This window comes from Bacillus sp. XB1 (assembly GCF_053557995.1).
Map to the genome: position 1 here is coordinate 155279 of NZ_JBNRIL010000001.1, position 26448 is coordinate 181726.

A 26448-nucleotide genomic window follows, 5' to 3' on the forward strand; every position below is an offset into this window, starting at 1 on the left:
TTTGAAAAGAATAAGGTTGTGATGTACCTTATTTTTCGGTTGATTGGCGCTTTTGACGTGCATCAGCGGCATTTGCACGTGCGTTTGCTTCTAAGTCATTGTGGTCAGCGAGTTCGCGAGAGAACTCAACATCAATGCCATCAGTTGTTTTGCTTTGTTTGAAATTTTTTTTATTCATTCGACACAATCTCCTTGCAATTTATCCCGCATAACGGGTAGTAAAACTCCCACCTTAAAACTCAGATGGAACAAAGAAGCTAGGTGGGAGATTAAATGCCCGATTGGTGAGGGCTGATAATCAGTGGGGGATGAACAAACTTCCCACTGATTAAAGTTTCACTTTATGCGACGTTGCAAAGTTAGTTTGACACAAATAGACTTTTTTATACAAAGAGGAGTTGGAAAGTAAAAAGCCGAAATATACAGTATAAGTAATAGAAATGGGGGATAGGAATGGAGTTTTTAAATGGGAAAACAGCTGTTGTAACAGGAGCTGCACAGGGAATTGGAAAAGAGATTGCAAGGGTTTATGCAAAGCTAGGGGCGAAAGTATTAATTAGCGATGTAAATGAAGAGACGCTACAAAAAACGACACGTGAGTTATCAGATGAAGGATATGAAGTGTGCTCATATCGATGTGATGTGAGTAATCAAAATGAAGCAAAGTCGTTAATTGAATATGCGGTTCAAAAATTTGGTACATTACATATTTTGGTGAATAATGCTGGAATTACAAGAGACGCAATGTTACATAAAATGGAGAAATCTGCTTGGGAACAAGTATTACAAGTGAATTTAACTGGAGTTTTTTATTGTATGCAACCAGCGCTTCTTTATATGAGACAACAAGGATATGGAAGAATTATTAATATTTCTTCTATAAGTAGAGAGGGGAATATTGGACAGGCAAATTATGCTGCAACGAAAGCTGGAGTTGTAGGATTAACGAAAACAGCAGCGAAAGAAGTTGGAAGTTTCGGTATTACTTGTAATGCGATTTGTCCGGGGTTTATGGATACAGATATGACCAAAACGATACCAGATAAAGTGAAAGAAAAGATGGTTGGCGCTATTCCAGTTGGTAGAATTGGAACGCCAGAAGATATTGCGAACGCAGCAGCCTTTTTAGCATCAGAATACGCATCTTATATTACAGGTGAAGTATTAAATGTGAGCGGAGGACTGCAAGTTTAAAGGAATACATAATGAAAAGAACCTGACCGGATAGGTCAGGTTCTTTTCATTAATTTAAGTTAAGCCAAACGCTCTTTACTTCTGTATAGTTATTTAATGCATAAGATCCCATTTCACGGCCAAGACCAGATTGTTTAAATCCTCCAAATGGAGATGCTGCATCAAACACGTTATAACAGTTTACCCACACTGTACCTGCACGTACTTTGCTTGCAACATAGTGTGCTGTTTTAACATTTTCTGTCCACACACCAGCCGCTAAGCCGAATTGTGATTTATTTGCACGTTCAATTACTTCATCAATATCGTTAAATGGTATTGCAGAAATAACTGGACCGAAAATTTCTTCTTTTGCGATCGTCATTTCATCATTTACGTCAGCGAATACTGTAGGAGAAACGAAGTAGCCTTGATCGAATGGATTACTTCCTCCGCAAAGTACTTCAGCGCCTTCTTCAATCCCTTTTTCAATGTAGCCCATTACACGTTTTTGTTGTTCTTCAGAAACGAGAGGACCAATTGTTGTTTCAGGGTTAAGACCGACACCTTGATTTAGTTTTTTAGAATAGAGGACGAGATCAGCCATGACATTATCATACATTTTCTTCGGAACAAATAAGCGTGATCCAGCAGAGCATACTTGTCCTTGGTTAAACATAACACCAGAAAGTGCGCCAGGAATCGCACGAGATAAATCAGCATCCGGCAAGATGATATTTGGTGATTTACCGCCTAACTCAAGTGTAACGCGTTTTAATGATTCGGATGCTTGTCGCATAATTTGTTTACCGACAGGAGTAGAACCGGTAAATGCAATTTTATCAACGAGTGGATGATTAACGAGAGCTTGTCCAGCTGATTCACCGAATCCAGGTACGATATTAATAACACCTTTCGGGAATCCAGCTTCTTCAATTAATTCAGCTAAGTATAGAGCAGATAGTGGAGTTTGTTCTGCAGGTTTTAAAACGATTGTACATCCTGTAGCAAGCGCTGCTCCCATTTTCCACATTGCCATAAGAAGCGGGAAGTTCCAAGGAATAATTTGACCAACGACACCAACAGCTTCATGGCGTGTATAGTTAAAGTAATCACCGGAAACAGGAATTGTTTGACCAACGATTTTCGTAGCCCAGCCAGCGTAATAGCGCATATGCTCAATTGCAAGTGGGATGTCTGCTGCCATTGTTTCACGGATTGGCTTTCCGTTATCTAATGTTTCGAGCTGTGCGAGCTCTTCTTTATGTTCTTCCATTAAATCAGCTAACTTGTACATGAGACGGCTTCGCTCAGCAGTGCTCATACGAGACCAAGGACCTTCGTCAAAAGCCATACGAGCTGCGACTACAGCTTTATGAATATCTTCGCGACCAGCTTCAGAAACGACGGCAAGTGTTTCACCAGTTGCTGGGTTAGGTGTTTTAAATGTTTTGCCGGAAGCGCTTTCAATGAAAGATCCATTCACATATAACTTTTTTGTACCTTGAAGAAACTTCTCTACCTTTTCATGAAGATTTACAGCTAGTTGACTCATTGTATAACCCCCTTGAAAATATAATGTAAACGCAGTACGAGACGGCGCTTATTCCGAAATCAAGGATGTGGAAACTAGATGGAAAGCCTCTAATTAAAATCATAATTAAGAAATACTGAAAATTCAAATTTCATTTGTGTTACAATTGTAAAAAATATGTAATGTAAGAGAATCTTCTATATGATTATAAAAAAATCCTGCTTGTTTTTGCTTTCTAGTAGGAAAAACTAGAAGAACAATGGTACAATAATACATCGTGAGAGGAGGGGTAAAAATGAAAGATTATCATGATGATCCACGCTTTCGAATAGCCCATAGAGAAGCGTTAATTGGTCTTGGACTTGCTATTATTAATTTTATAATTTGGTACGGATTTGCTTATGGGCTTGGTAGTAAAAATCCGAATGAATATACATATGTATTAGGTTTTCCCGCATGGTTTTTTTATAGCTGTATCGTTGGATTTATCGTTATGGTTATTTTACTTAGTTTAGTTGTTCGTTTTGTATTTCAAGATATTTCACTCGATGAGGAAGAAAAAAGTGAGGAATAATAGATGAATTGGTATGTAATCATTCCAATGATAATTTCGTTTATCGTTGTATTTTTAATTGGTGTATATGCTTCAAGACGCGTGCAAGCAACTGCTCATAATAAATTTTTGCAAGAATATTTTCTTGGTGGGCGTGAGCTAGGCGGTTTATTATTAGCGATGACAATGATTGCTACGTACGGTAGTGCAAGTAGCTTTATTGGTGGCCCTGGTATTGCTTACAATATGGGTCTTGGATGGGTACTGTTATCTGCGATTCAAGTTGTAACAGGGTATATCGTTTTAACGGTTATCGGTAAAAAGTTTGCAATTATCGCTAGGAAGATGGAAGCAATTACTCTTATCGATTATTTAAAAGGGAGATACAATAATAAAGCAGTTGTTATACTTTCTGCGTTATGTATTATTATCTTTTTATTTTCAGCGACAGTAGCCCAGTGGGTCGGTGGTGGACGATTAATCGAGTCACTAACGGGGCTATCGTATACAACAGCACTATTTTTATTTACTTTTTCTGTACTTGTGTACGTATTAATTGGTGGATTTCGTGCAGTTGCTCTATCAGATACATTATTAGGAATCATTATGTTAGTTGGAACAACAATCATTTTAATTGCTACTGTCATTGCTGGTGGTGGAATTGAAAAGATTATGCAGGAACTTGTTCAAATTAATCCAAAGTTAATTACACCATTCGGAGCAGATGGCAGTTTAACGAAATCATATGTTACATCATTTTGGATTTTAATTGGAATTGGCGTTGTCGGTTTACCGCAAATTAGCGTGCGTGCCATGTCTTATAAAAATTCAAAAGCGATGCACCAAGCTTTAATAATTGGAACCGTTGTCGTTGGCACAATTATGATCGGTATGCATTTAACAGGTGTATTTGCAAGAGTAGTACTTCCAGGTATAACGGTACCAGATAAAGTAATGCCGCTACTTGCGATGGAAGTGTTGCCACCTTGGTTAGCTGGAGTTTTCTTAGCTGCACCGATGGCAGCGATTATGTCTACAGTAAACTCTTTATTATTACTTGTAAGCTCGTCAATTATTAAAGATATATACGTAAATTACATAAATAAAGATGCAGCAGACAGTACGATAAAAAAAGGAAGTTTGTGGATTACGGGTATTGTAGGACTACTCGTTTATGCAGCGGCAATTAAACCACCAGATTTTTTAATATGGCTAAATTTATTTTCTTTCGGTGGATTAGAAGCAGCATTCATTTGGCCAATCGTATTAGGGTTATATTGGAGGAAAGGAAATGCTACAGGAGCGCTTGCGTCTATTTTAGTTGGGGTAGGCTCATATATGTGTATTCATCTTTTCTATCCAAATCCGTTCGGTATACATACAGTTGTCTTCCCGATTTGTTTTGCGTTTATCGCTTACATCATTGGAAGTATGAGTGCTGTAAAAAAAACAGTATAGGTTAGCTGAAGAAACGTAGTCCTTATAAGACTGCGTTTTTTTGTGTGAATTTGTTCATTTTTTATTCTGTATATCCACGGTTATTCATAAATTAATAACAACTGAGGGGATGGAGTTGAGGTCGATGAAAAAAGTATTATTTTTAGGAGACCCAGGCATTGATGACTCTTTAGCAATTATGTATGGATTGTTGCATCCTGATATTGATATTGTTGGTGTAGTAACGGGATATGGAAATGTAACACAAGAAAAGGCGACAAGTAATGCCGCATATTTATTGCAAATGGCAGGACGGGAAGATATACCTGTTATTAATGGTGCGAAAATTCCTTTATCCGGAGATATTACGACGTATTATCCAGAAATTCATGGGACAGACGGTTTAGGGCCAATTAAACCTCCAAAAACTTTTTCACCAAATATAAAGCCTTTTTGTACATTTTTTGATCTTCTTGAAAAATATAAAGGAGAATTAATAATAGTCGATGCTGGTAGATCAACAACATTAGCGACAGCATTTATTTTAGAAAAGCCGATGATGAAGTATGTGAAAGAATATTATATAATGGGCGGTGCTTTCTTAATGCCTGGCAATGTAACACCAGTCGCAGAGGCGAATTTTCATGGTGATCCCATTGCGTCACAATTAGTTATGCAAAATGCCAAAAATGTAACATTAGTGCCACTTAACGTTACATCTGAAGCAATTATTACACCGGAAATGGTAAAATATATTACGAAACACTCTAAAACGAGTTTTAATAAGTTAATTGAGCCGATATTTACGTACTATTATAAAGCTTATAGAAAGTTAAATCCGAAAATAAAAGGAAGTCCAGTACATGACGTCGTTACAATGATGGTTGCGGCAAATCCATCCCTTTTAGATTATGTATATCGTCGTGTCGATGTAGATACAGTTGGAATTGCAAAAGGAGAGAGTATTGCTGATTTTCGGCCTCAACCTGATGCAAAAGCATTAAAAAATTGGGTGCGAATTGGTTGGTCGTTACATTATAAAAAGTTTCTTGAGGATTTTGTGAAATTTATGACGTAGACATAATAGGAGCATACAAGTTAAAATAATGGAGATGGTTATTTAAATGACCATCTCCATTATTTTGTTTTTAAATGATAAATAGAGAAGAGTTACACAATAGGAGAGGAATTTTACTTGAAAAAAACTATAGTATGCGCAGTAATTGTGGGTATTTTTGTTTTGCTAATATCGGGTAACTTTTTAGTGAAAAAAGTGTGGAGTTCAAATAATGATGATGCACAGTATATTGCATCTTTTATTGAAGAACATAAAGATGAAAAAAATAGTGCGCTTCTAGTAAAGAGAAATGATAAAGTTGTTTATTCTGTAAACCCAAATGTTGTATTGCCAGTTGCTAGTACGATGAAATTAATTGTGGCGCTTGAATATACGAAACAAGTTACTGAAGGGAAAATTGATTCTTCTAGTTTCGTGTCGATTAATGATGTGAATCGTTATTATGTGCCGAATACAGATGGTGGTGCACAAGATAGATGGCAAAAGTATTTGGAGAAGACGGGCAAGATAACTGAAGGAGCGGTTTCTTTAGAAGAAGTGGCAAAAGGAATGGTTAAGTTTAGTTCGAATGCAAATGCTGAATACTTAATGGAATTGTTAGGATTAGATAACATCAATCGAAATTTACAAAGTTTATCACTTCCTGCACATCAACCACTATTTCCAATCGTTTCATCTTTGTATATCCCGGGATATTTGCATAAAGAATTACATGTTCCAAAATATAAAATAGAGAAAAAGTTAAAAGAAATGTCTCAAGAGCAATATCGTGAATATGCGATGATTATTCATGAACGCTTAAAGAAGAAGGGACCATTATTACAGAAGGAAATTCCGCTTTATTTAGAGGAACGTTACGACAAAATTTGGTCAGATAGATTACCAGCAGCTTCTGCAAATGATTATATGGTATTACTTCAAAAGGCAAACCATAAAGGTGGCTTGACAGAGGCTGAAGAAAAAGTGTGGGCAAATATCGTTGAAACAGACATGAGTGCCAAGAAATACCGTAAAACATTCAGACATGCGGGGCAAAAGAATGGTTACACACCATGGACGGTTACAAAAGCAGTTTATGCTATGGATAAACGTGGAAACTGTACAGAAATTGTGTTTTTGGCGAATAATTTAAATGAAGACGATAGTGCAGAAATACGGAAGCATTTAGCAAACTTGCATTTCCAAGTGTTGCAAAGTGATAAGTATGATGCGACTTTTATTAAATAAACTCGGTGCAGAGAGCACCGAGTTTATTTTTATGTACAAGCACTTTTTTTCTATCTCTGGGTATGATGGGTAGTAATACTTAGGTGAGAGGGGAAAAGGTGATGAAACAAAGTAAAGAAGAGTTTATAAAGAGTGAAGGCGCTGATTTCCCTGGGAAAACATATGTGGATTGTGTATTACAACATGTATTTGATTTTCAACGAAATTACTTATTGAAAGATATGTTTCAAGTGCATAAAGCACATATTACGATGCTGACGGAAGAAAATTTAATGAAAAAGGAAGAAGCTAAAGTTATATTACACGCATTAAAAAAGGTAGAGGGAATTCCAGAAGAGCAATTGCTCTATACAGAGCAGCATGAAGATCTCTTTTTTTTAGTCGAACATTTAATTTCTCAAGAAGCGAAATGCGATTTTGTAAGTAATATGCATATTGGTAGAAGTAGAAATGATATGGGCGTAACGATGTATCGCATGAGTTTAAGGCGATATGTATTACGATTAATAGAACATCATTTGTTATTGCAAGAAAGTGTACTGCAACTTGCTGCTGATCATAAGGAAACGATCATGCCAGCTTATACACATACACAACCAGCACAGCCAACAACATTTGGTCATTATACGTTAGCAATTTATGATACGATGCAAAGAGATTTAGAACGAATGAAAAAAACGTACCAGCTTTTAAATCAGTCTCCAATGGGGGCGGCTGCACTCTCTACAACAAGTTTCCCGATTAAACGAGAACGAGTTGCTCATCTACTTGGATTTACAAATGTAATTGAGAACTCATATGATGCTGTTGCTGGAGCGGATTATTTATTAGAAGTTAGCTCGCTACTTATGGTAATGATGACGAATACGAGTAGATGGATTCATGACTTTTTGTTGTTAGCAACGAAAGAATATGACGGTATTACTGTTGCAAAGTCATATGTACAAATCAGTAGTATTATGCCGCAAAAACGAAACCCGGTTTCAATTGAACATGCTCGTGCAATTACGAGTAGTGCTTTAGGAGAAGCATTTACAGTATTTCAAATGATTCATAATACACCATTTGGTGATATTGTCGATACGGAAGATGACTTGCAGCCATATTTATATAAAGGGATTGAAAAGGCAATTCGTGTTTTTTGTATGATGAATGCAGTGATCCGAACGATGAAAGTAGAAGAAGAAACGTTAAAAAGTCGTTCCTATAAACATGCAATAACGATAACGGATTTCGCCGATGTTTTAACAAAAAACTATGGAATTCCATTTCGGCATGCTCATCATGCAGCAAGTGCTATTGCAAATATGTCATTGGAGCAGAAAAAAGAACTACATGAATTACACTTCAAAGAGGTAAATATGTACTTGCAAGAACATTTTAAAATAAATTTATTAGAAAAAGAGTGGAAAGAAATTATATCGCCAGAAGCTTTTATTCAAAAAAGAAATGTATACGGTGGACCGAGTAAAAAAGAGATGGAGCGCATGATCAAAAATCGAAAAGAGTCATTTCAAAAAGAAGAAGATGTATTTGAAAAGGAAAAACAGAGAATTTTACAAGCTGAAAATGCTTTGAATACATTAGCTTTGAATATTATTGAATCGTAAAAGAGGGATTTGATGAATTAATCGCCAATACTTAATTAAACTATGAATAGAGAGAAGAGATTGTCGATGATTCAATTACATGTATATGAAGAGATTTTTCATTTTAAAGAAGATGTTACACCATTTCTAGAAAAGAATGAGCAGGAAAACAATCTCATATTAGGTGTATTACAAATGGTCCAAGAACCGATATTTATGGGGATAGCGAAACAAGGAGAAGAAATTGCGGTTGTATTTCTGCAAACAGAAGAGAAGAAACAAATCATTGTTGCAACTTCTGAAATTGCGGGAGTAACTATTGAGGAACTTGCAAAAGAATTAACGAAAGTATATCCGGATATTCCTGGATTGATCGGTAATAAGAAAATTGTACAGAAATTAGCGGAAGAGATTGCCGTATTAGAAAATAAAAAAACGAATGTTGCAATGGAGCAAGGTGTGTATGAGCTGAACAGAGTAAAGAAGAAGTGTAATGCGAATGGACTTTTCCGAGCGGTAAATAATGATGAATTACCATTAATAGAACAGTGGATATATCAATTTTGTGAAGACGTAAAGCTTCCTACTACGAAAGAAGAAGCAAAACAAACTGCGTATACATTAATAATTACAAATCGACTGTTTGGTTTGGAAGTAGATGGGAAACTCGTTTCTGTAGCTGCAAAAACGAGACCAACTAAAAATAATATAACAGTCAATTTTGTATATACGCCGAAAGAAGCAAGGAAAAAAGGGTATGCATCTCATTGTGTAGCAGCACTTAGTCAACGTATGTTAGATGAAGGCTATCAGACGACTACGTTATATACTGATCTAGCGAATCCGACATCTAATAAAATTTATCAAGAAATTGGTTATGAACAAATTGCGGAATCTGTGCTCATATTTTTAGAGAAGTAAAACAAAAAGGCGTGCTATTTTAGCACGCCTTTTTGTTATTCATCAATTCTAATAACCTCGCCTTGAGGGAATTCCTCAGTTTCTAGTAAGTTACGAATAGCTTTCGCAACATATTCAGGTGATAATAGCTTTCCTTCTTCTTTTAATGCAATGAAGCGGTCTAAATTTGTGAAGTCTTCTTTAGCTGTTTCACGAATTTGTGCTTGCATATTTGTATCAACAACACCGGGGGCAAAAGCGACGATTTTTACTGGATATTCTTTTTCCCATTCTTCAGTTGCTACGCATTGTGTAAACATATTTACACCAGCTTTCGTCGTACAATAAGCGCCCCATCCGAAATAAGGATTTTTTCCTGCACCAGATGAAATATTTATAACGCGTTTATCTACTTTCCATTCTTTCGTATGTTTCATAAACGTAGATGTAAGAATCATAGGTGCAAGTAAATTAATGTGAACGTTCGTAATGAATTGTTCACTTTCTGCTTTTTCAATCGGCTTCATAGGTGCAACTGTACCTGCATTATTAATTAAATGAATAGAGGATACATTGTCTTCTTTAATGGATGAAATGATTTCTTTAAAGTTAGTTTCTAAGTTATGTACATCTTGAAGATCTAAGGAATGAAAAATGCAATTGCTGTTATATTGCTCTGCAAGTTTAGTAAGTTCTCTATTTTCTCTTCTAGAAATAGAGATGACAGTTGTACTTTCTTCTAACAATTGAGTGGCAATAGCCTCACCTAAACCTTGTGAAGTTCCTGTTATGATAACGTAGCGCATAGTTTTATAAACTCCTCTCGTATGTGCGGAATTTTGTTGGACAACGTACATTGCATAGTTTGTCTACATTTCATAGTATAGAGCACTTTTTACTATAAATGAAATGAGATGATTGTGTGCCTTTTATAAACCGTTTTACAACAACAGTACCTGGTGCCGTCACGTTCACTGGGAACACGTTAGGGCTTAGTCCTACATCACCTGCGCCAGGTAATATTTTTGGTACACTTGCTGTGTTTACTACGGTAAATACAGCGCTGCAAGTACCAGGGTTCCCAGCAGGAACGACGGATGAATGGCAATTGAATTCTTCAAGTGCAATTTTAAATCTTCCGGCGGGGAGTAGTGTGCTATATGCAGAGTTAGTTTGGGCTGGTACTTTTCGGACTGATACGGAAGATGTTTTACCATTTTTAAATGATGATATTACATTTACAACACCATCAGGGACGTTTGCTGTTACGCCAGATCCCGCTACCGCGCAGCAAGGTTCAGTAGGAAATCAGTTTTATTATGCTCGCTCTGCTAATGTAACGAATCTTGTTAGTGCAGGTGGGGCAGGCACATATACAACAGGTGCTGTGCCCGCTGCAAGAACTTCAGCTGATCCAACAATCAGTCGTTCAGCTGGCTGGACGCTTGAGGTTGTATATCAAAATGCAAGTTTACCTCTTCGGAATTTGTCAGTTTATGCAGGCCAAGAAATTATTGATGCTTCATCCCCGCCTGTTGATGCTACTATTTCAGGATTTGCTACTCCAGCTACAGGAGCTGTTACAGGAAGAGTACTCGTAACTGTTCAAGAGGGAGATTCCAACATTTCTGGAGATCAACTTCGCTTTGGACCAAACCCAAATGCTACAGTTGCATTATTCGGACCGAGAAATCCGGCAAATAATTTCTTTCAATCTCAAATTTGTAATGACTTTGGGGAATTAGATACAACCGGAACGTTTGGAGATTTGAATCAGCCATTAGGGATAGCTTTGGCTGTTCGAAGACAAGGATGGGATATTACAAACGTAGATGCTTCATCATCATTAGTAAATAATCAAACGTCAGCAACCGTTCGGTTCGTTACAAATGGTGATGGTTATGCAGCGGCTGGTTTTGGTGTTCAAATTGATGCGACGGGACCGATTATAAATCCTGTCAAATCTGTTGATAAAGCAGTTGCAGGTATAGGAGATATTCTCACTTATACGATTACAGTTCCGAATACAGGAACAGGAAGTGCGGACAACGTTATATTACAAGATAGTATTCCGAACGGCACAGCATTTATAGCTGGTAGTGTAACGGTTGGTGGAGTAACACAACCAAGTGCGAATCCAGCTAGTGGAATTAATTTAGGAACGATACCAAATAATGCTCAAAGAATCGTTACATTCCAAGTAAGAATTACATCGTTTCCAAATCCAAATCCTATTTCAAATCGTGCAATGGTGTCTTACCAATTTCGTCCTTTCGTTGGTAGCCTTCCTATTGCAAGTACGTCTTCTTCAAATACAGTACAAACGACAGTGAATCAAGCAACTATAAGTATGCAAAAGTCTGTAGATCTACAGACGGCAACACTTAATGATGTATTAACGTACACGGTTAATGTAACGAATAATGGAAACATCACTGCAAACAATGTTATTTTTGTTGATAGTATCCCTGCTGGAACAACATTTGTCGCAAATAGCGTTACGGTAAACGGGGTAGCACGTCCAGGAGCGAATCCAGCAAGTAGTATTAATCTTGGAAGTATTAATGCATCGCAAACGACTGTAGTGCGCTTTCAAGTTCGAGTGACATCAAACCCTCTTGTCAATCCAATTCCAAACCGTGCGAGTGTAACATTTAACTTTACTCCAGTACCTGGTCAACTACCAGTTTCAGGGCAAGCGACAAGCAATACTGTAGTTACGACAATTAATATAGCTGATATAACAACGAGAAAAACAGTGGATAAAGCTTTTGCAACGGTTAACGACGTTCTTACGTACACGGTAACAATTCAAAATACAGGAAATGTACTTGCGACGAATGTTATTTTTCAAGATCCAATCCCAACTGGAACGACTTTTATCACAAATAGTGTAACTGTAGATGGAATTTCGCAACCTGGGGCAAATCCGGCAACTGGCTTTACAGTTGCTAACATATCTCCAGGTGGGACTAGGACAGTTACATTTCAAGTACGAGTAACTTCTACGCCATCAGGAGGTACGATTCCGAATCGCGGAAATGTGTCTGCTAATTTCGTCGTTATTCCGAATCAGCCGCCAATAACGATTAATAGACAAACGAATACAGTTGTGACACAAGTTAATACAGGCAGTTTAAATGTAATAAAAGAAGTGAATACAACACAAGCAGCAGTAGGAGATACTTTAACATATACGATTGCCGTTCAAAATACAGGAAACGTTCCGCTAACAAATGTGTTATTTCAAGACACTATTTCTTCCGCTGTTTCCTTCGTTGCAAATTCTGTAACAATTAATGGAGTACAGCAAAGTGGACTAAATCCGAATACAGGATTCTCTCTTCCAAATATTCCTGCGGCTCAAACGGTTGTAGTCACATTTGACGTAGTAATTGTACAGAATCCAGAAAATGAAGATATTTTAAATCAAGCAAATGTAACAGCAAGCTTTCAAGTGAATCCGAATGAACCACCAGTAACAATCAATGTACCGAGTAATGTTGTGAATACGACAGTACAATCAGGGAACTTTGAAGTTGTGAAAGCAGTGAATACGAATGTGGCAACGGTAGGAGATGTTTTAGTATATACAATCGAAGTTATAAATGCAGGTAGTGTACCAGCTACAAGTGTATTTTTCCAAGATTCAATTCCGCCAGGGACATTATTTATTGAAAATAGTGTATTGGTTAATGGTGTTTTACAAGAGGGGGCAGATCCAGGACTAGGATTCCCATTAAATGATTTACCTACTGGCGCGAGTGTAATTATTTCATTTGAAGTATTAATTGATGAAATTCCGCCAGGGAATAATGTTGTAAATAACGCGAATGTAACTGGAGATTTTCTTGTAAATCCAACAGAGCCACCAATTACTGTGACGGTTCCAAGTAATACTGTTATGACAGTTGTGAATTCCTCAGGACTAAATGTAATGAAGAGTGTAAGCGCTACTGAAGCAGGTGTAGGAGATACACTAACATATACAGTTGCTATACAAAATAGTGGAACGGTAGTAGCGACAAATGTATCATTCCTTGATCCGATTCCAGTTGGAACCACTTTTGTAGCGAATAGTGTAACAATAAACGGGACACCTCAACCAGGTTTAAACCCGACAACTGGATTTCCACTTGCTAATATTCCAGTAGGAGGTATAGTAACAGTTACTTTCCAAGTGGCAATCACGAGTGTACCACCAAATAGAGTTCTTCCGAATAATGCGAATGTAACTGCTGATTTCCAAGTAAGTCCTCTCCAGCCACCAATTACAATTGTAACGATTAGTAATATTGTTGTGACGCGAGTGAATGTAGGATCAATTAATGTAATAAAAAGTGTAAATACACCACAAGCAGGTGTAGGAGATACGTTAACGTATACGATTCTTATTCAAAATACAGGAACTGTCCCCGCAACGAATATTATTTTTCAAGATCCAATCCCATCTGGAGCTACATTTGTAGCGAATAGTGTAACGATTAATGGAGTCGTTCAGCAAGGTGCGAATCCTATAGTGGGTTTTCCTGTTACAAATATTCCAGTTGGGCAAACTGCTACAATTACGTTCCAAGTGACAGTGACAAGCGTTCCGAGTGGTGGGAATATAAGAAATCAATCGAATGTTACTGCAAGTTTCCTTATAAATCCGGCAGGACCTCCTATAACGACTACTACAAATAGTAATTTTGTAGTAACACAAGTAAATACAGCGAGACTAACTATACAAAAATCTTCATCTGTACAACAAGCAGCACTTGGAGAGACTTACACATATTCTGTTGTTATACGAAATACAGGTACAGTTGCAGCTACAAATATTTCTTTCATTGACACGATTGCTCCAGAAACAACATTTGTAGCAAATAGTGTAACGATAAATGGAACGCCTCAACCTGGATTTGATCCAAATATTGGTTTCCCGCTTCCTAATATTGCAGCTGGCACATCATTGACAGTAACATTCCAAGTGATAGTTGTTGCACCATCAACGCTTGGGGCAGTTCTAAACACAGCGTCTGCTACAGCTACTTTCTTATTGAATCCTTTACAACCACCTGTAACAACAACGAACTCAAGTAATACAACGGTAGTTACAATACCGTTACCTCCTCCTGGTGAAGTGACAGCAATAAAAACAGTAAATATTGCAACTGGGGCTGTTGGGGATGTATTAACGTATACAGTGCTAATAACGAATGTAGGAATTATCCCTGTTACAGATGTACTCTTCCAAGATGTCATTCCAGAAGGGACGACGTTTGTTGACAACAGTGTAACGATAGGTGGAATACAGCAACCTGGATTAAATCCAGAAATAGGTTTTACAGTTAGTCCGTTATTAAATGCTGGTGCGAGTATTTCTGTAACGTTCCAAGTGACCATTACGGAAATTCCTGATAATGAAGTCATATTAAATGATGCTGACGTTACATTTACTTCACAACCGAATCCGCAGGAGCCACCAATTACGCAAACGATATTAACGAATTTAGTCGTTACGACAATTAATATAGCTTCAATTTTTCCAGTAAAAATAGTAGATAAAGAGGCAGCGACGGTTGGGGAAATATTAACCTATGATGTACTAATTTTTAACTTTGGAACGGTACCGGCAACGAATGTCCAATTTCTTGATTCTAGTACGAGTGGTGTAGCATTTGTTCCAGGAAGTGTGAGTATAAACGGAGTGCCAGAACCAGGATTAGATCCGTTCATAGGCTTTGCAGTTCCAGATATACCTGTAGGTGATTTTGTACTTGTCACATACCAAGAGATGGTAACGAGCATACCTCAAGGTGGAACAGTTGTTAACTTTGTGGACGTTACGGCTACGTTTGCTGTAAGTGAAACAGAGCCGCCTATTACTGAAACGACGACAAGTAACACGACATTAACAGAAATAAATGAATCTGGTTTGAATGTTTTAAAATCAGTAAGTCAGCCGGTTGTTGCAGTAGGCGATACAATCACATATACAACAGTAGTTCAAAATACGGGAACAGTGATAGCGACGAATGTTCAATATAGTGATGTATTACCATCCTCTATAACATTCGTACCGAATAGTGTAACGATAAACGGTGTGTTACAGCCTGGATTAGATCCTAACACTGGCTTCTCACTTCCGGATATAACTCCAGGTGAAAGTGTAGAAGTCACATTCCAAGTAACAGTTGTTAGCGTTCCGTCAAACGGAACAATTGCCAATACGGCAAATGTTACCGGAAGCTTTATTTTAGTACCAGGAGAACCACCAGTTATAGTAAATCAGCCAAGTAATACAACACTCACAACTGTAAATAGAGGACGCTTTAATGTTATTAAACAAGTAAATAGAGCCGCTACTCTAGTTGGAGATGTATTGACGTATACAGTGCAAATAACGAATACAGGAACAGTAACAGCTAACAATGTTCAGTTTATTGATACGATTTCAACAGGTGCGTCATTTGTACCAAATAGTGTAACGATAAATGGAGCCCCGCAACCAAACTTAAATCCGATTACTGGATTTGGAGTTGGAGATATCCCAGTTGGTGAAACAGTTATAGTGACGTTTCAAGCGACAGTTACAAACATCCCGTCATCAGGAACAATTACGAACGTTGCAAATATAACAGGAAGCTTTACTTTAGTGCCAGGAGAGCCACCGGTTGTAGTAACAGAGCCGAGTAATACGACGATAACTAGAGTGAATAGAGGACGATTCAGCGTTATAAAATCTGTAAATAAAGAAGCGACACGATTAGGAGATACGTTAACGTATAGTGTGCAAGTTACAAATACGGGAACGGTAACAGCGACGAACGTTCAGTTTAGCGATGTTCCATCACCTAGTTTAGAATTCGTTCCTGGAAGTGTACAAATAAATGGGATTCCGCAAGTAGGTTTAGATCCATTTGTAGGCTTTGCATTGCCTAATCTTGCAGTAGGGGATAGCGTATTAATTACATTTGAAGTAAATGTAATCGCAGTTCCGCCTTCTAGTAGCATTATGAATACAGCAAGAGTAACGGGTGATTTTGAATTAATTCCAGGAGAACCTCCGTTTACAATTACGAATTCAAGTAATACGACAGTCACACCAGTAAATAGAGGCAGTTTAGATATGCAAAAAGAAGTAGATCATTCAATTGTTGGAGTAGGAGAAACAGTAAAGTATACGGTTCGAATATTAAATACTGGTACTGCTGATGCGATGAATATTCAATTTATCGATGTCCTATCTCCGGAAGCTGTTTTTGTACCAAATAGTGTAACTGTAAATGGAGTAGCTCGTCCGGGAGTAAATCCGCAGGTTGGATTTACGATTGTAGACATTCCAGTTGGTGAGACGGCGATTGTAACATATGAAGCTACGATTACGAGCTTTCCAGATGGTGGTACAGTAGTGAACGTTGCTGGGGCGTTAGCAGAATATATTTTAGTACCAGGGGAGCCTCCAGTTACAGTGATGGATACGAGCAATACAGTTATAGTGACGGTAAATACTGCAATCTTATTTGTTGCAAAAGGAGCAAACTTTGAAGTAGCGATGGTAGGAGATGTTGTCACTTATGGAATTGCCGTTATAAATGACAGTACAGTTCCTGTGACGAATATTGTTTTAACAGATATCATTGATTCGAATACTTTATTTATAAATGGCACGGTAACGGTAAATGATGTACCTCTTCCATTTGCTAATCCGAATACCGGTATTCCGTTAGGTGATTTTCAGCCAAATGACGCAGCAATTATTAATTTCCAAGTTTTAATAACAGGAGGACAAATAAATAATTTAGTTACAAATACTGCTATAGCAAATGGGCTCGCAACTGTAAATCCGAATGAGCCGCCAGTAGTAGTTGAAGGTGATAGCAATACAGTTGTTATCCCGTTTATTTCTCAAAATGTCTCAACGACAGTCGTAAAAACGGCAAATTTACAGGCAGCAACAATTGGCGATGTTATTACGTTTACGACAGTTATTACAAATACGGGGGATACAGCAATACAAAATATTCGTTTTCAAGATATGTTAGATAGTAGTGTTCAATTTGTCCTTGGAACTGTAACGATTGATAATACGCCAGTGCCAAATGTAAACCCAGTATCAGGTTTTATTATAGGAAATTTAAATCCAGGTGAAGCACGGACAGTTTCGTTCCAAGTAGTAGTGCAGAGCGCGCCAAATGGTTCAGGAAATTATATAAATCAAGCGAGTATGCGTTTCGAACATCAAGTAGGCACAGTATTGCCACCTGTTACACAAATGGTAGAAAGTAACATAGTTGTCATTCCATTTGTTCCAACGATAGAACAAATTTGTGAAACGAATCTTAATTGCTTAGGGAAAATTCCTTTTCAATGTTCTCCGTGTAATCATTTGCAAATAAATAAAAAATAAATACAGAAAGAGCATCCGGAAAAAAGGATGCTCTTTCTGTATTTATCATGTAGATTCTTTTTCGGGTGAGGTGAAAAATTCGTCGGTTTTGTCGGAGAGTAGTAATGGAATGGCTCCTTTTATAACAGAAATGTCCCAGTCCCACCATGCGAGATTCTCTAGTTTGTCAATCGTTTCTTGCGGGAAACGATATCGAACAAATTTTGCAGGATTACCAGCTACAATTGCATACGGGGGTACATCTTTTGTAACAATGCTCCTGGCGCCGATAATGGCCCCGTTACCAATTGTAACACCAGATAAAATGCAGGATTGATAACCAATCCATACATCATTGCCGACTACGATATCACCTTTTGAAGAAGGGTGACCAGTAATATGTGCTCCTTCATCAAAAAGTGCATTAAATGGATAAGTTGTTATCCAGTCTGCGCGATGTTCACCGCCAAGTATGAAAACGACTTCTTCTGCTAATGAACAAAACTTACCTATTTTTAATTTTGTTTCATCGTTCCAAGAAAAAATGGTTGGCCCTACTTTACTATAAGTATAATCACCAATATCATATTTATTATATTCAGGTTTTTGATTTAAATATAACATGCTTCTTCAGCCTCCTTTCTCAATTAAGTGATACGTATGGAATATTATATGCAAGATGTAGTAATGTGAACTGTATTAATAGGTGAAATGAACAAAAGGAAGTGGGATGTATGCGATACGAAATGGGTCTATATAATAAACCGTTTCAGTCAATTCAATCAGGAAAAAAAGTATATGAAGTACGCCTATACGATGAAAAACGTCAACTAATAAACAAAGGCGATGAAATCGTATTTACGAATCTTACGACAAAAGAAATGATGACGGTAAAAGTAACGGAAATAAAGCGATACGAGAGCTTTAAAGCCATGTATGAACAAATCGATAAAAAATTATTGGATTGTGAAAATGATAGTTTAGAGGAAATGTTAGAAAGTACATACAAAATATATACGAAAGAACAAGAAAAAGAGTGGGGAACAGTTGCGATTCGTATTGAGGTAATAAAATGATAAGAAATCGCGGAGCGGCTATCATTGTACAGGAAGGAAAAATCGCTCTTATAAAACGTATTCGAGAAGAGGAAACATATTATGTGTTTCCTGGCGGAGGGATTGAGGAAGGTGAAACGCCTGAAGAGGCAACGAAAAGAGAGGTATACGAAGAATTAGGGGTACATATAAAAGTGGAGCACCTTATTGCAAAGGTAAAATATAAAGGAAATGAATATTATTATGCTGCCTATATTACAGGCGGAGTGTTCGGAAGTGGAACAGCTGAGGAATTTCAGTGGGAAGGTAGAGGAAGTTATATTCCGTTATGGCTACCGATAAATGAGTTGGAAAAAGTGAATATAAAACCTTATGAAGTGGTCGGAAATATATTTAATCATTATAAAATATAACGTCTGACAACATACAAAAAAAACCATTGACATAGGCTTCTGATTTAAGTATTGTATTCGAGTATGTTTATAATCAGGAGGTTTATATGAGCAATCAAACTACTACACATCATGTGAAAATGACAACAGCAGATCCATCTGGAATTGGTCTATTTGGATTAGCAATGGTAACACTTGTAGCATCATCTCAAAAGTTAGGCTTAACAGATGGCGTTTCACTTGTATTACCGTGGGCAATCTTTTTAGGAGGATTTGCACAAATCTTTGCTTGCATTCATGATGCAAAGCATAATAATACATTCGGTACAACAGCATTCGGTGCGTACGGTCTATTTTGGCTAGGTGTTGGAATGACTTGGTTAATTCAACTTGGAGTATTTGGCGAAAAATTAGCACAAGCTGCAGATTCAAAACAGCTTGGTGTAGCCTTTATCGGATATTTGATTTTCACAATCTTTATGACAATTGGTGCAATGGAAACACATAAAGTATTATTTATGATTTTCGTCCTTATTGATTTCTTATTTATCGGTCTTTCATTAAGTACTTTAGGTGTTATGCCGCATGCAATGCATAATTTAGCAGCATATTCTGAACTTCTTATTTCATTATTATCTTTCTATGGTTCAGCAGCAGCAGTGTTAAACACACACTTCGGAAAAGTTGTTTTACCAGTTGGAAAGCCGTTTGGTATTTTTAAAAAGTAATAAAAGAGCACAGATGATTGTATAGTCATCTGTGCTTTTTTATTTATTGAAAGCTATAGCAGTCGTCTTTGTTAATTCAGAAATTTTTTGAGAGCTCGCAGAATTACCGTCTATTGTTACATGAACTTGTTGCTTAGGGTTCGCTGTAACTACCCATGCGTTTGGTAAATAGCGTGATTTATGAGATAAGGTGGAAGGGATATTTAAAATATCTCCCATTGCATATAATGTTGCTGATGATCCACCGTCCATTGCCATCGCATTGACAGCACCTTTTTCATAAAGAATATCTTGACAATCTCTCAAGGAAGCACCAATGCTATGAGGTTGTCTACCATCAATGACGAAAAACATAATCGATCCATCTTTTTTCTGAGCCATAATGCTTCGAGGGCCATATCCCCAACCACCATCATTTGTAATCATTTTTTCTCCATTTACAATTAGCTGAGGCATAAATCCAGCAGCGGAAACAACATTTTTATTTAACAATTGGTTAGCAGAAAACTCTCCAGAAACCATTTGTCCATATTTTGTAATACCACTAGTGAGGGTAGGGGTATTAATATCTTTCGGCGTGTTTATAACTTTACCGTTTTCAATAACAATACCGATTCCAGTTTTACCACCACCATGCCCGGTTTCATCCCAAAAACCACTGGCATTGACAGCGGCAACTGCATGGTTTCGCTTTGCCATTACGTATATTTTTTCTCCGACGTCTTTACCTTCTGAACCTTGCTGGGTAACAAGTTTTACGTTGAATGGATTACTAATTGTCATTAATTTCCCTTCGAAAAAATGATCATTATATTTTTTCTTTATTGTTTCAATAGAAACATCTAGTGGTAAATCTTTTCGTCTTTCTAACTCTTTTTTTGAAAGTTTAGAAGTTAAAAATTCACTATTTTTCCATTTTGGATTTGTGATGGATTGAGAAATATCATTTAATTCTTCATCAGACAATAACGTGAATTTTGCATATTGTGGATGCTGAGAAGTTAAAATACTCTCGGCTGCGATAACACGTAAATTATGACCGTATGAAGTACCGAATAAAATAATAGCAGCTCCTATTAGTAAGAATATTGTTAAAAGGGAGGTTGCTTTTAAAAATCTAATAAAATACTTTCTCATCATAAGGACTCCTCTTTCTGTAAAGTGAACAATTGATTAGAGATTGAGCATGATACAAAAACATTTTTTATTTGAAATAAGTAATATGAAATGATGATAATACAATAATGTTTGAAGATAGATTTGGCAATAGTTGAATATGAATGTAGATATTTAAAATGAAATATAAATAGTCAGATGTGAAATGTAAATAAAAGTAGAAAAAAATCAATTGAAATTGATTCTCATTATTAATATAATGAGAATGAGAATCATTTATTGTTAGAGGGGGATGCCAAAGTGGCAAAAATTTTAATAGCTTATGCAAGTATGTCAGGAAATACAGAGAGTATTGCTGATTTAATTAAAGTTAGTTTAGATGCTTTTGATCATGAAGTAGTATTGCAAGAAATGGAAGGCATGGATGCTGAAGAATTATTAGCTTATGATGGAATCATTTTAGGATCTTATACGTGGGGCGATGGTGAATTACCATTTGAAGCGGAAGATTTTCATGATGACTTAGAAAATATAGATTTAGCTGGGAAAAAGGTAGCGGTGTTCGGATCGGGTGATACAGCGTATGAACTGTTTTGTGAAGCGGTAACGATATTTGAAGAACGTCTTGTAGAGCGCGGTGCAGAGCTTGTACAAGAAGGGCTAAAAATTGAATTAGCTCCAGAAGATGAAGAGGATGTTGAAAAATGCAGTAATTTTGCAATTGCATTTGCTGAGAAGTTCTAAGAATGGGAGTGTCAACGTGGAGACAATGTTAAGTGTAACTGCTATTACAAAGTTAAGAGATGGAAAACTGTTGTTAGCTACTACATATAATGGCTTATTTGTTGAACAAGACGGAGAATGGAAACGAATTTTAAATGGTTTTCAAAAACGAATTAGGGATTTACATAGCGAAGATAATGTAGTTTATGGTGTAGGTGACGAAGGGATTTTTATTCGTAGTATGAATGGTGGAGAGAACTGGACAATTCAGCGTTTTCCAACAAAAGCAACGAGTTGGAATGTATGTAGCAATGTACAAGGAAATGTTGTTGCTCATGGAGAAAAAACGCTGTATCTTTCTAATAATTTCGGTTCGACATGGGAAACTATTCATCCGTTTCTTGAGTATGGCAGTGCGGCACCGTCTATTCGATCGTTATTTTTATATAAACATTACTTATTTATTGGTACGAAAATACATGCTAAATATGGTGGTGTTTGGCTCTTTGATTTGAAGACACGTAAATTAAAGAGGATTAAAATTGCGATGAATCAAATGATCTCCGCGTTGACTTTACACAATTCTTATTTAGTAGCGGCAAGTGGATCGTGCAAGGGAGTTAGCGGGAATATTTCTTATTGTAAAATAGATGAAAGTATTGCAAGTGAAAAAATATATTGGCACACATGTCAAAGTGAGCAGAAAGCAAGTAGTTATTTAGACTTAAGTGTAGATCAACATGTTTTATATACAACTTCAACGCAAAATAAGGCGGGTATTAGTAGTGTGTGCCGTGTGCTTCTTGAAGAAGGTATTGTTACAGTATGTGATTCAGTTAAAGGGCACGGATGGCGCATTGTTAATCAAAAAGAGGGTTATGTAGTAGCCGGATCAGGTGAATTAAAAGCAATGCAGTGGGAACAAAAAATAATTTAAGAAAAAACTTTACTTTTATTATATTGATATGATATAGTATGTTTAAACCATTTTACTTTTAATAATATAGAGATTTAAATGAGCTGTAACTTCCGAGGAGGATAGCAATGTTAAATCTCCTCAGGGGTTGCAGTTTTTTAATATCTGGCTTATTATTGTAAGGTGGTTGAAAATGAATATGTACATATAGGTACATTGTAGGAGGATTTTTTTCATGCAAAACGGTAAAGTAAAATGGTTTAACTCAGAAAAAGGTTTCGGTTTCATCGAAGTTGAAGGCGGAGAAGACGTATTCGTTCATTTCTCAGCTATCCAAGGCGAAGGCTTCAAAACTTTAGAAGAAGGTCAAGAAGTTACTTTCGAAGTAGAACAAGGTAACCGTGGACCTCAAGCTACTAACGTAAACAAGAAGTAATTTTTGAAAAAAGAAGGGCTCGCCCTTCTTTTTTTTTGCACTTTTATAGATGTCCTCCTACTTACATATCATAACAAGACTGAATTTTCATTTATTTATTCGGAGTATTTTTGTATAAAGTACATGAATAAATAAATACTGAAAATAAAGTGTTTGTGTGAAAAGGAATTTAGAAAGAGGTAAATAAATTGAAAAACGCTACACATTTCATTGTGTTTGATATTGAAAGGAATTTCAGACCGTATAAATCAGAAGATCCATCAGAAATAGTTGATATCGGAGCTGTAAAAATAGAAATAGGTACAATGAAGATAATTGAAGAATTTTCGGAGTTAGTAAAACCAAGTGCACGATTAACTCGTCATACAACAAAATTAACCGGTATTACGAAAAAAGATTTAATGGGTGTAGAAAAATTCCCTCAGATTATAGAGAAATTTATTCAGTTCATCGGCGAAGGTTCTATATTTGTTTCATGGGGAAAAGAAGATTATCGCTTTCTATCTCATGATTGTACATTATATGGTGTTGAATGCCCAAGTATAGAAAAAGAAAATAGAATTGATTTGCAAAAATTTGTTTTCCAAGCATATGAGGAATTGTTTGAACATACGCCAAGTTTACAATTTGCGGTAGAACAGCTCGCTTTAACGTGGGAAGGAAAACAGCACCGTGCTTTAGCAGATGCTGAAAATACAGCAAATATACTTCTTAAAGTGTATAGCGAGAGAGATATTAATAAGCGATACAAAAGACATGGTGAACTTGAACTTGTAAAAAACGGAAAACTAACAGAAAAAGCGAAAAAAAAGATGCGAAAATGGGTGTTTAAAGAACTAAAGAAAAATACAGAACGCCCTTTTGAATGGAGTACATTTGAAAGTGGTGACACGTGGGAAAGTATAACGGAAAGATATTATATAAGTGAAAATACAGTAGAACTCCTGAAAAAACATTTTCGTACAGCAGTGAGAAAAGCGGAACGACAGATTAGGTATTTGGCTGAGATGGAGGAGAATACAGAGGTTAAATGAATTGCTCCTCCATCTCTAACTACATACATGTAATAACAGCGTATTGATATTAAATAGGCATCAACTTGTTGTTGTGATTGTACATTATAATTACTTTGGGAGTGTTAAGACGTAATAAGAGTTTTAAACAGTATTAATAAAATAAAAATATATATAAAGAAAAGAGTGTAGTTTAATGGAAACAATCTTTAACATTTTAACTGTTTTAGTTTTTGGGATAATATTTACCACACAATTAGCATTAACTACACTTTCTTTCATAGTAAAGAAGAATTGGAAAAAACTTAATATCTCTTTAAGTTGTGGTGTATTAAAGTTTAAAATAGAAGAGTAAGATTGAGTTTTGTACAAGGGAGGTATGATAGTGGTAGACTTGGATATTAAAGATGTCACAGTAAAGATGGAATTAAACGGTGTCTTTTGGAATGAGGATCGGATTGCTGAAATGAAGGTGACTACAAAAGAAGAGCATTCTGTTATTCTTCGTCTAGTAGTTGATTTAGAAAGTAAAACTATTAGGGCGACGAGTGCGGAAATAGTGAATGGATTCTGCCCTCTGTGCAAACAGAAAAGGGACGAATGTAGTGAACTTAATGACTTGCAAAACAAAATGGAAATTTTAGAAGAAGCCTACGATTGGGTGAGAGAACATCCGGAATATCGTTTTCAATTATCTTTTTACGAGTACAATAAATTTGAGGTAGTAAAGTGAAATTTGCATTTTAACAACTTATAGAAGGACTTGGTCAACTAGAAATATTGAAGTAGATATTTCTAATGGAAATAAGCTTGTATAACAAGGAAGGGATATATTTGATTCTGCAACAAATGTCATCTTGCATCAAAAAAATTTGAAAATAAACATGTTTTATTATAAAGCAGAAAAATCAATTCTTAGTAGAATCGGTTTTTAATATAAATAAAAGAGCGCTTATTAAAAGCGCCCAGTAACAACAGTTATATGGAAGTATTTATCCCGTAAAAGCCCGATTGGTGAGGGCTAATAATTAGTGGGGGATGAACAAAACCCCACTGATTAAAGTTTCACTTTATTCAATACCGCTCGGATCAAACGAATACTGCTGCTTATTCTCAATCCGCTCAATCACATCTTGCAGCTCATCTGGCTTCAGAAACTCAATAGGAGAGAAGCCTTTTTCAAATGTAAGTGTGTCTGCTTCAATCATAAGTACATATCGATCATTTACCTTCGCAATATGTATTTGATCCCCAAAATCCGCAAGCAACGCCTTCACAGAGATATGATCGGCTTTTAGTTTTAATTCCACTTCAGGAGCATGCTCGACGATTTGAGCGGTTGCTTCCATTACTTCTTCAGTTGAAAATTGTTCCATAATTTCGCGTTTCGGACTGGCAGCCCATACTTCCATCGCTTGGTCGAATTGTTCGCGTTCTTCCGTACCTTCTTCAAATACATCTTCAATTTGGTCGTATACCATGTCCATCACTTGTGTTTTCATAATTTCAGGCATAGAGCGTTCATATTCGACGAATTTTAAGAAGTCTTCAAAGTAGCGGGCATGTGATGCTTGATGTATTTTTAGTTCGCCTACTTCAACCATTCCTTCTTCAGGCATGTACGGATATTGGATAGATTTCATATTCTTTGTTGTGATGGCCATTTCAACGTTACGAATCAGTGTTGATTCATCAGAAATAGAAGCAACCTTTGGTTCAAAGTCGCATTTCATTACGAATACGAATGGATCATCAAAGTATTTGCGTAGTTTTGCCTGAGCAATTAAAAATACACCACCACGTACAGCGCTTGTGTCAAGATATGTATAAACGAGAGGTTCGCTCATATCTTTAAAGTTTTCTTTTGTTTCTGCAAAGCGAATACGATTAAAAAGGTTGTAATGAGGGTTTGAATCAAGTTCGTGCCCTTCTTCTACAATAAAGCGACCAATTTTTGTTGGGGCTTGTTCTGTTTTTGCATGACGTTCTACTTTTCGCTTCGATATTTTTAATAACTCACCATTCAAAAATTCTTTTAAGGAACTATCTTCATATTCTTCAGCGTCTAAAGTTTGAAAATGTTTGTAGCGTTTATCAACTGCTTCACCTTTTCCTTCTACTTGTACAACATAAAAGGAAAGATAATTTATTTCAAAATCCATATTTATCACCTTGTTTCATTTCATTAACTCTTATCAGTATAG

22 protein-coding genes are annotated in these 26448 nt (G+C 36.5%); 16 read left to right on the forward strand and 6 right to left on the reverse strand.

The genetic code is table 11. The annotated features are described in order from the left end of the window. Positions 1-28 precede the first annotated feature (28 nt). Entirely contained in the window at positions 29-178 is a 150-nt protein-coding gene (locus ACK1U5_RS00835; RefSeq protein ID WP_001035818.1) for a YfhD family protein, read from the reverse strand. A gap of 275 nt (positions 179-453) precedes the next feature. On the opposite strand from ACK1U5_RS00835, the gene fabG reads away from it, so the two are divergent. Continuing rightward, complete coding sequence (gene fabG, locus ACK1U5_RS00840; protein WP_000395043.1) at positions 454-1194, forward strand: 3-oxoacyl-ACP reductase FabG; 741 nt, start codon at positions 454-456, stop codon at positions 1192-1194. 49 nt (positions 1195-1243) lie between these two features. Here the strand turns inward: fabG and dhaS are convergent, their stop codons facing one another. Beyond that, positions 1244-2728 (reverse strand): aldehyde dehydrogenase DhaS, encoded by a 1485-nt coding sequence (gene dhaS / locus ACK1U5_RS00845; protein WP_000080279.1) that lies wholly within the window; start codon positions 2726-2728, stop codon positions 1244-1246. Positions 2729-3002: 274 nt separating this feature from the next. Here dhaS and ACK1U5_RS00850 point away from each other — a divergent pair, with 274 nt between their 5' ends. The 6 genes from ACK1U5_RS00850 to ACK1U5_RS00875 all read left to right on the forward strand — a co-directional run bounded on the left by ACK1U5_RS00850 (position 3003) and on the right by ACK1U5_RS00875 (position 9512). Next, the gene (locus tag ACK1U5_RS00850) at positions 3003-3281 is read left to right on the forward strand and encodes a YhdT family protein (protein ID WP_000656239.1); all 279 of its coding nucleotides are present in this window, start codon (positions 3003-3005) and stop codon (positions 3279-3281) included. A gap of 3 nt (positions 3282-3284) precedes the next feature. Continuing rightward, a complete protein-coding gene (gene panF, locus ACK1U5_RS00855; RefSeq protein ID WP_001104819.1) occupies positions 3285-4718 on the forward strand; it encodes a sodium/pantothenate symporter in 1434 nt (477 codons plus the stop codon). Between the two features lie 124 nt (positions 4719-4842). Further along, entirely contained in the window at positions 4843-5775 is a 933-nt protein-coding gene (locus ACK1U5_RS00860; RefSeq protein WP_000756459.1) for a nucleoside hydrolase, read from the forward strand. 117 nt (positions 5776-5892) lie between these two features. Next, a complete protein-coding gene (locus ACK1U5_RS00865; RefSeq protein ID WP_000751366.1) occupies positions 5893-7002 on the forward strand; it encodes a serine hydrolase in 1110 nt (369 codons plus the stop codon). Between the two features lie 101 nt (positions 7003-7103). Continuing rightward, on the forward strand, positions 7104-8612 hold the full coding sequence (argH, locus tag ACK1U5_RS00870; protein WP_000813964.1) for an argininosuccinate lyase: 1509 nt from the start codon (positions 7104-7106) through the stop codon (positions 8610-8612). 66 nt (positions 8613-8678) lie between these two features. Next, entirely contained in the window at positions 8679-9512 is an 834-nt protein-coding gene (locus tag ACK1U5_RS00875) for a GNAT family N-acetyltransferase (protein ID WP_000615375.1), read from the forward strand. A gap of 35 nt (positions 9513-9547) precedes the next feature. Here the strand turns inward: ACK1U5_RS00875 and ACK1U5_RS00880 are convergent, their stop codons facing one another. After that, positions 9548-10297 carry a (S)-benzoin forming benzil reductase gene (locus ACK1U5_RS00880; protein WP_050822045.1) on the reverse strand — a complete coding sequence of 250 codons (750 nt, stop codon included), beginning with the start codon at positions 10295-10297 and terminating at the stop codon, positions 9548-9550. A 116-nt stretch (positions 10298-10413) separates the two neighbouring features. Between ACK1U5_RS00880 and ACK1U5_RS00885 the strand changes: the two genes are divergently transcribed. Continuing rightward, positions 10414-17886, forward strand: a complete 7473-nt coding sequence (locus ACK1U5_RS00885) for a DUF7507 domain-containing protein (RefSeq protein ID WP_087875634.1) — start codon at positions 10414-10416, stop codon at positions 17884-17886. Between the two features lie 45 nt (positions 17887-17931). Here the strand turns inward: ACK1U5_RS00885 and ACK1U5_RS00890 are convergent, their stop codons facing one another. Beyond that, positions 17932-18489: a CatB-related O-acetyltransferase gene (locus ACK1U5_RS00890; RefSeq protein ID WP_113710637.1), complete on the reverse strand. Its 558-nt coding sequence runs from the start codon at positions 18487-18489 to the stop codon at positions 17932-17934. A 110-nt stretch (positions 18490-18599) separates the two neighbouring features. Between ACK1U5_RS00890 and ACK1U5_RS00895 the strand changes: the two genes are divergently transcribed. The 3 genes from ACK1U5_RS00895 to ACK1U5_RS00905 all read left to right on the forward strand — a co-directional run bounded on the left by ACK1U5_RS00895 (position 18600) and on the right by ACK1U5_RS00905 (position 20040). Beyond that, a complete protein-coding gene (locus tag ACK1U5_RS00895) occupies positions 18600-18941 on the forward strand; it encodes an ASCH domain-containing protein (protein ID WP_001268348.1) in 342 nt (113 codons plus the stop codon). Next, a complete protein-coding gene (locus ACK1U5_RS00900; RefSeq protein WP_000620829.1) occupies positions 18938-19333 on the forward strand; it encodes an NUDIX hydrolase in 396 nt (131 codons plus the stop codon). Before ACK1U5_RS00895 ends, ACK1U5_RS00900 begins: the two co-directional genes overlap by 4 nt. A gap of 86 nt (positions 19334-19419) precedes the next feature. Continuing rightward, positions 19420-20040, forward strand: coding sequence for an acetate uptake transporter (locus tag ACK1U5_RS00905; protein ID WP_000070938.1), 621 nt, complete (start codon positions 19420-19422; stop codon positions 20038-20040). A gap of 39 nt (positions 20041-20079) precedes the next feature. Here ACK1U5_RS00905 and ACK1U5_RS00910 read toward each other — a convergent pair whose 3' ends face one another. After that, positions 20080-21177, reverse strand: a complete 1098-nt coding sequence (locus ACK1U5_RS00910) for a phosphodiester glycosidase family protein (RefSeq protein ID WP_048568309.1) — start codon at positions 21175-21177, stop codon at positions 20080-20082. Positions 21178-21456: 279 nt separating this feature from the next. Here ACK1U5_RS00910 and ACK1U5_RS00915 point away from each other — a divergent pair, with 279 nt between their 5' ends. From ACK1U5_RS00915 to ACK1U5_RS00935, 5 genes are all read left to right on the forward strand, one after another. Continuing rightward, a complete protein-coding gene (locus ACK1U5_RS00915; protein ID WP_001062752.1) occupies positions 21457-21900 on the forward strand; it encodes a flavodoxin in 444 nt (147 codons plus the stop codon). A gap of 16 nt (positions 21901-21916) precedes the next feature. Continuing rightward, positions 21917-22816 (forward strand): WD40/YVTN/BNR-like repeat-containing protein, encoded by a 900-nt coding sequence (locus ACK1U5_RS00920; RefSeq protein ID WP_000449526.1) that lies wholly within the window; start codon positions 21917-21919, stop codon positions 22814-22816. A 214-nt stretch (positions 22817-23030) separates the two neighbouring features. Next, positions 23031-23231 carry a cold shock-like protein CspB gene (cspB, locus tag ACK1U5_RS00925; protein ID WP_001179150.1) on the forward strand — a complete coding sequence of 67 codons (201 nt, stop codon included), beginning with the start codon at positions 23031-23033 and terminating at the stop codon, positions 23229-23231. Positions 23232-23419: 188 nt separating this feature from the next. Further along, positions 23420-24265 carry an exonuclease gene (locus ACK1U5_RS00930; protein ID WP_000786417.1) on the forward strand — a complete coding sequence of 282 codons (846 nt, stop codon included), beginning with the start codon at positions 23420-23422 and terminating at the stop codon, positions 24263-24265. A 364-nt stretch (positions 24266-24629) separates the two neighbouring features. Further along, the gene (locus ACK1U5_RS00935; RefSeq protein WP_000227983.1) at positions 24630-24977 is read left to right on the forward strand and encodes a hypothetical protein; all 348 of its coding nucleotides are present in this window, start codon (positions 24630-24632) and stop codon (positions 24975-24977) included. 337 nt (positions 24978-25314) lie between these two features. Here ACK1U5_RS00935 and ACK1U5_RS00940 read toward each other — a convergent pair whose 3' ends face one another. Further along, the gene (locus ACK1U5_RS00940) at positions 25315-26406 is read right to left on the reverse strand and encodes a DUF3900 domain-containing protein (protein ID WP_000345046.1); all 1092 of its coding nucleotides are present in this window, start codon (positions 26404-26406) and stop codon (positions 25315-25317) included. Positions 26407-26448: the final 42 nt, after the last annotated feature.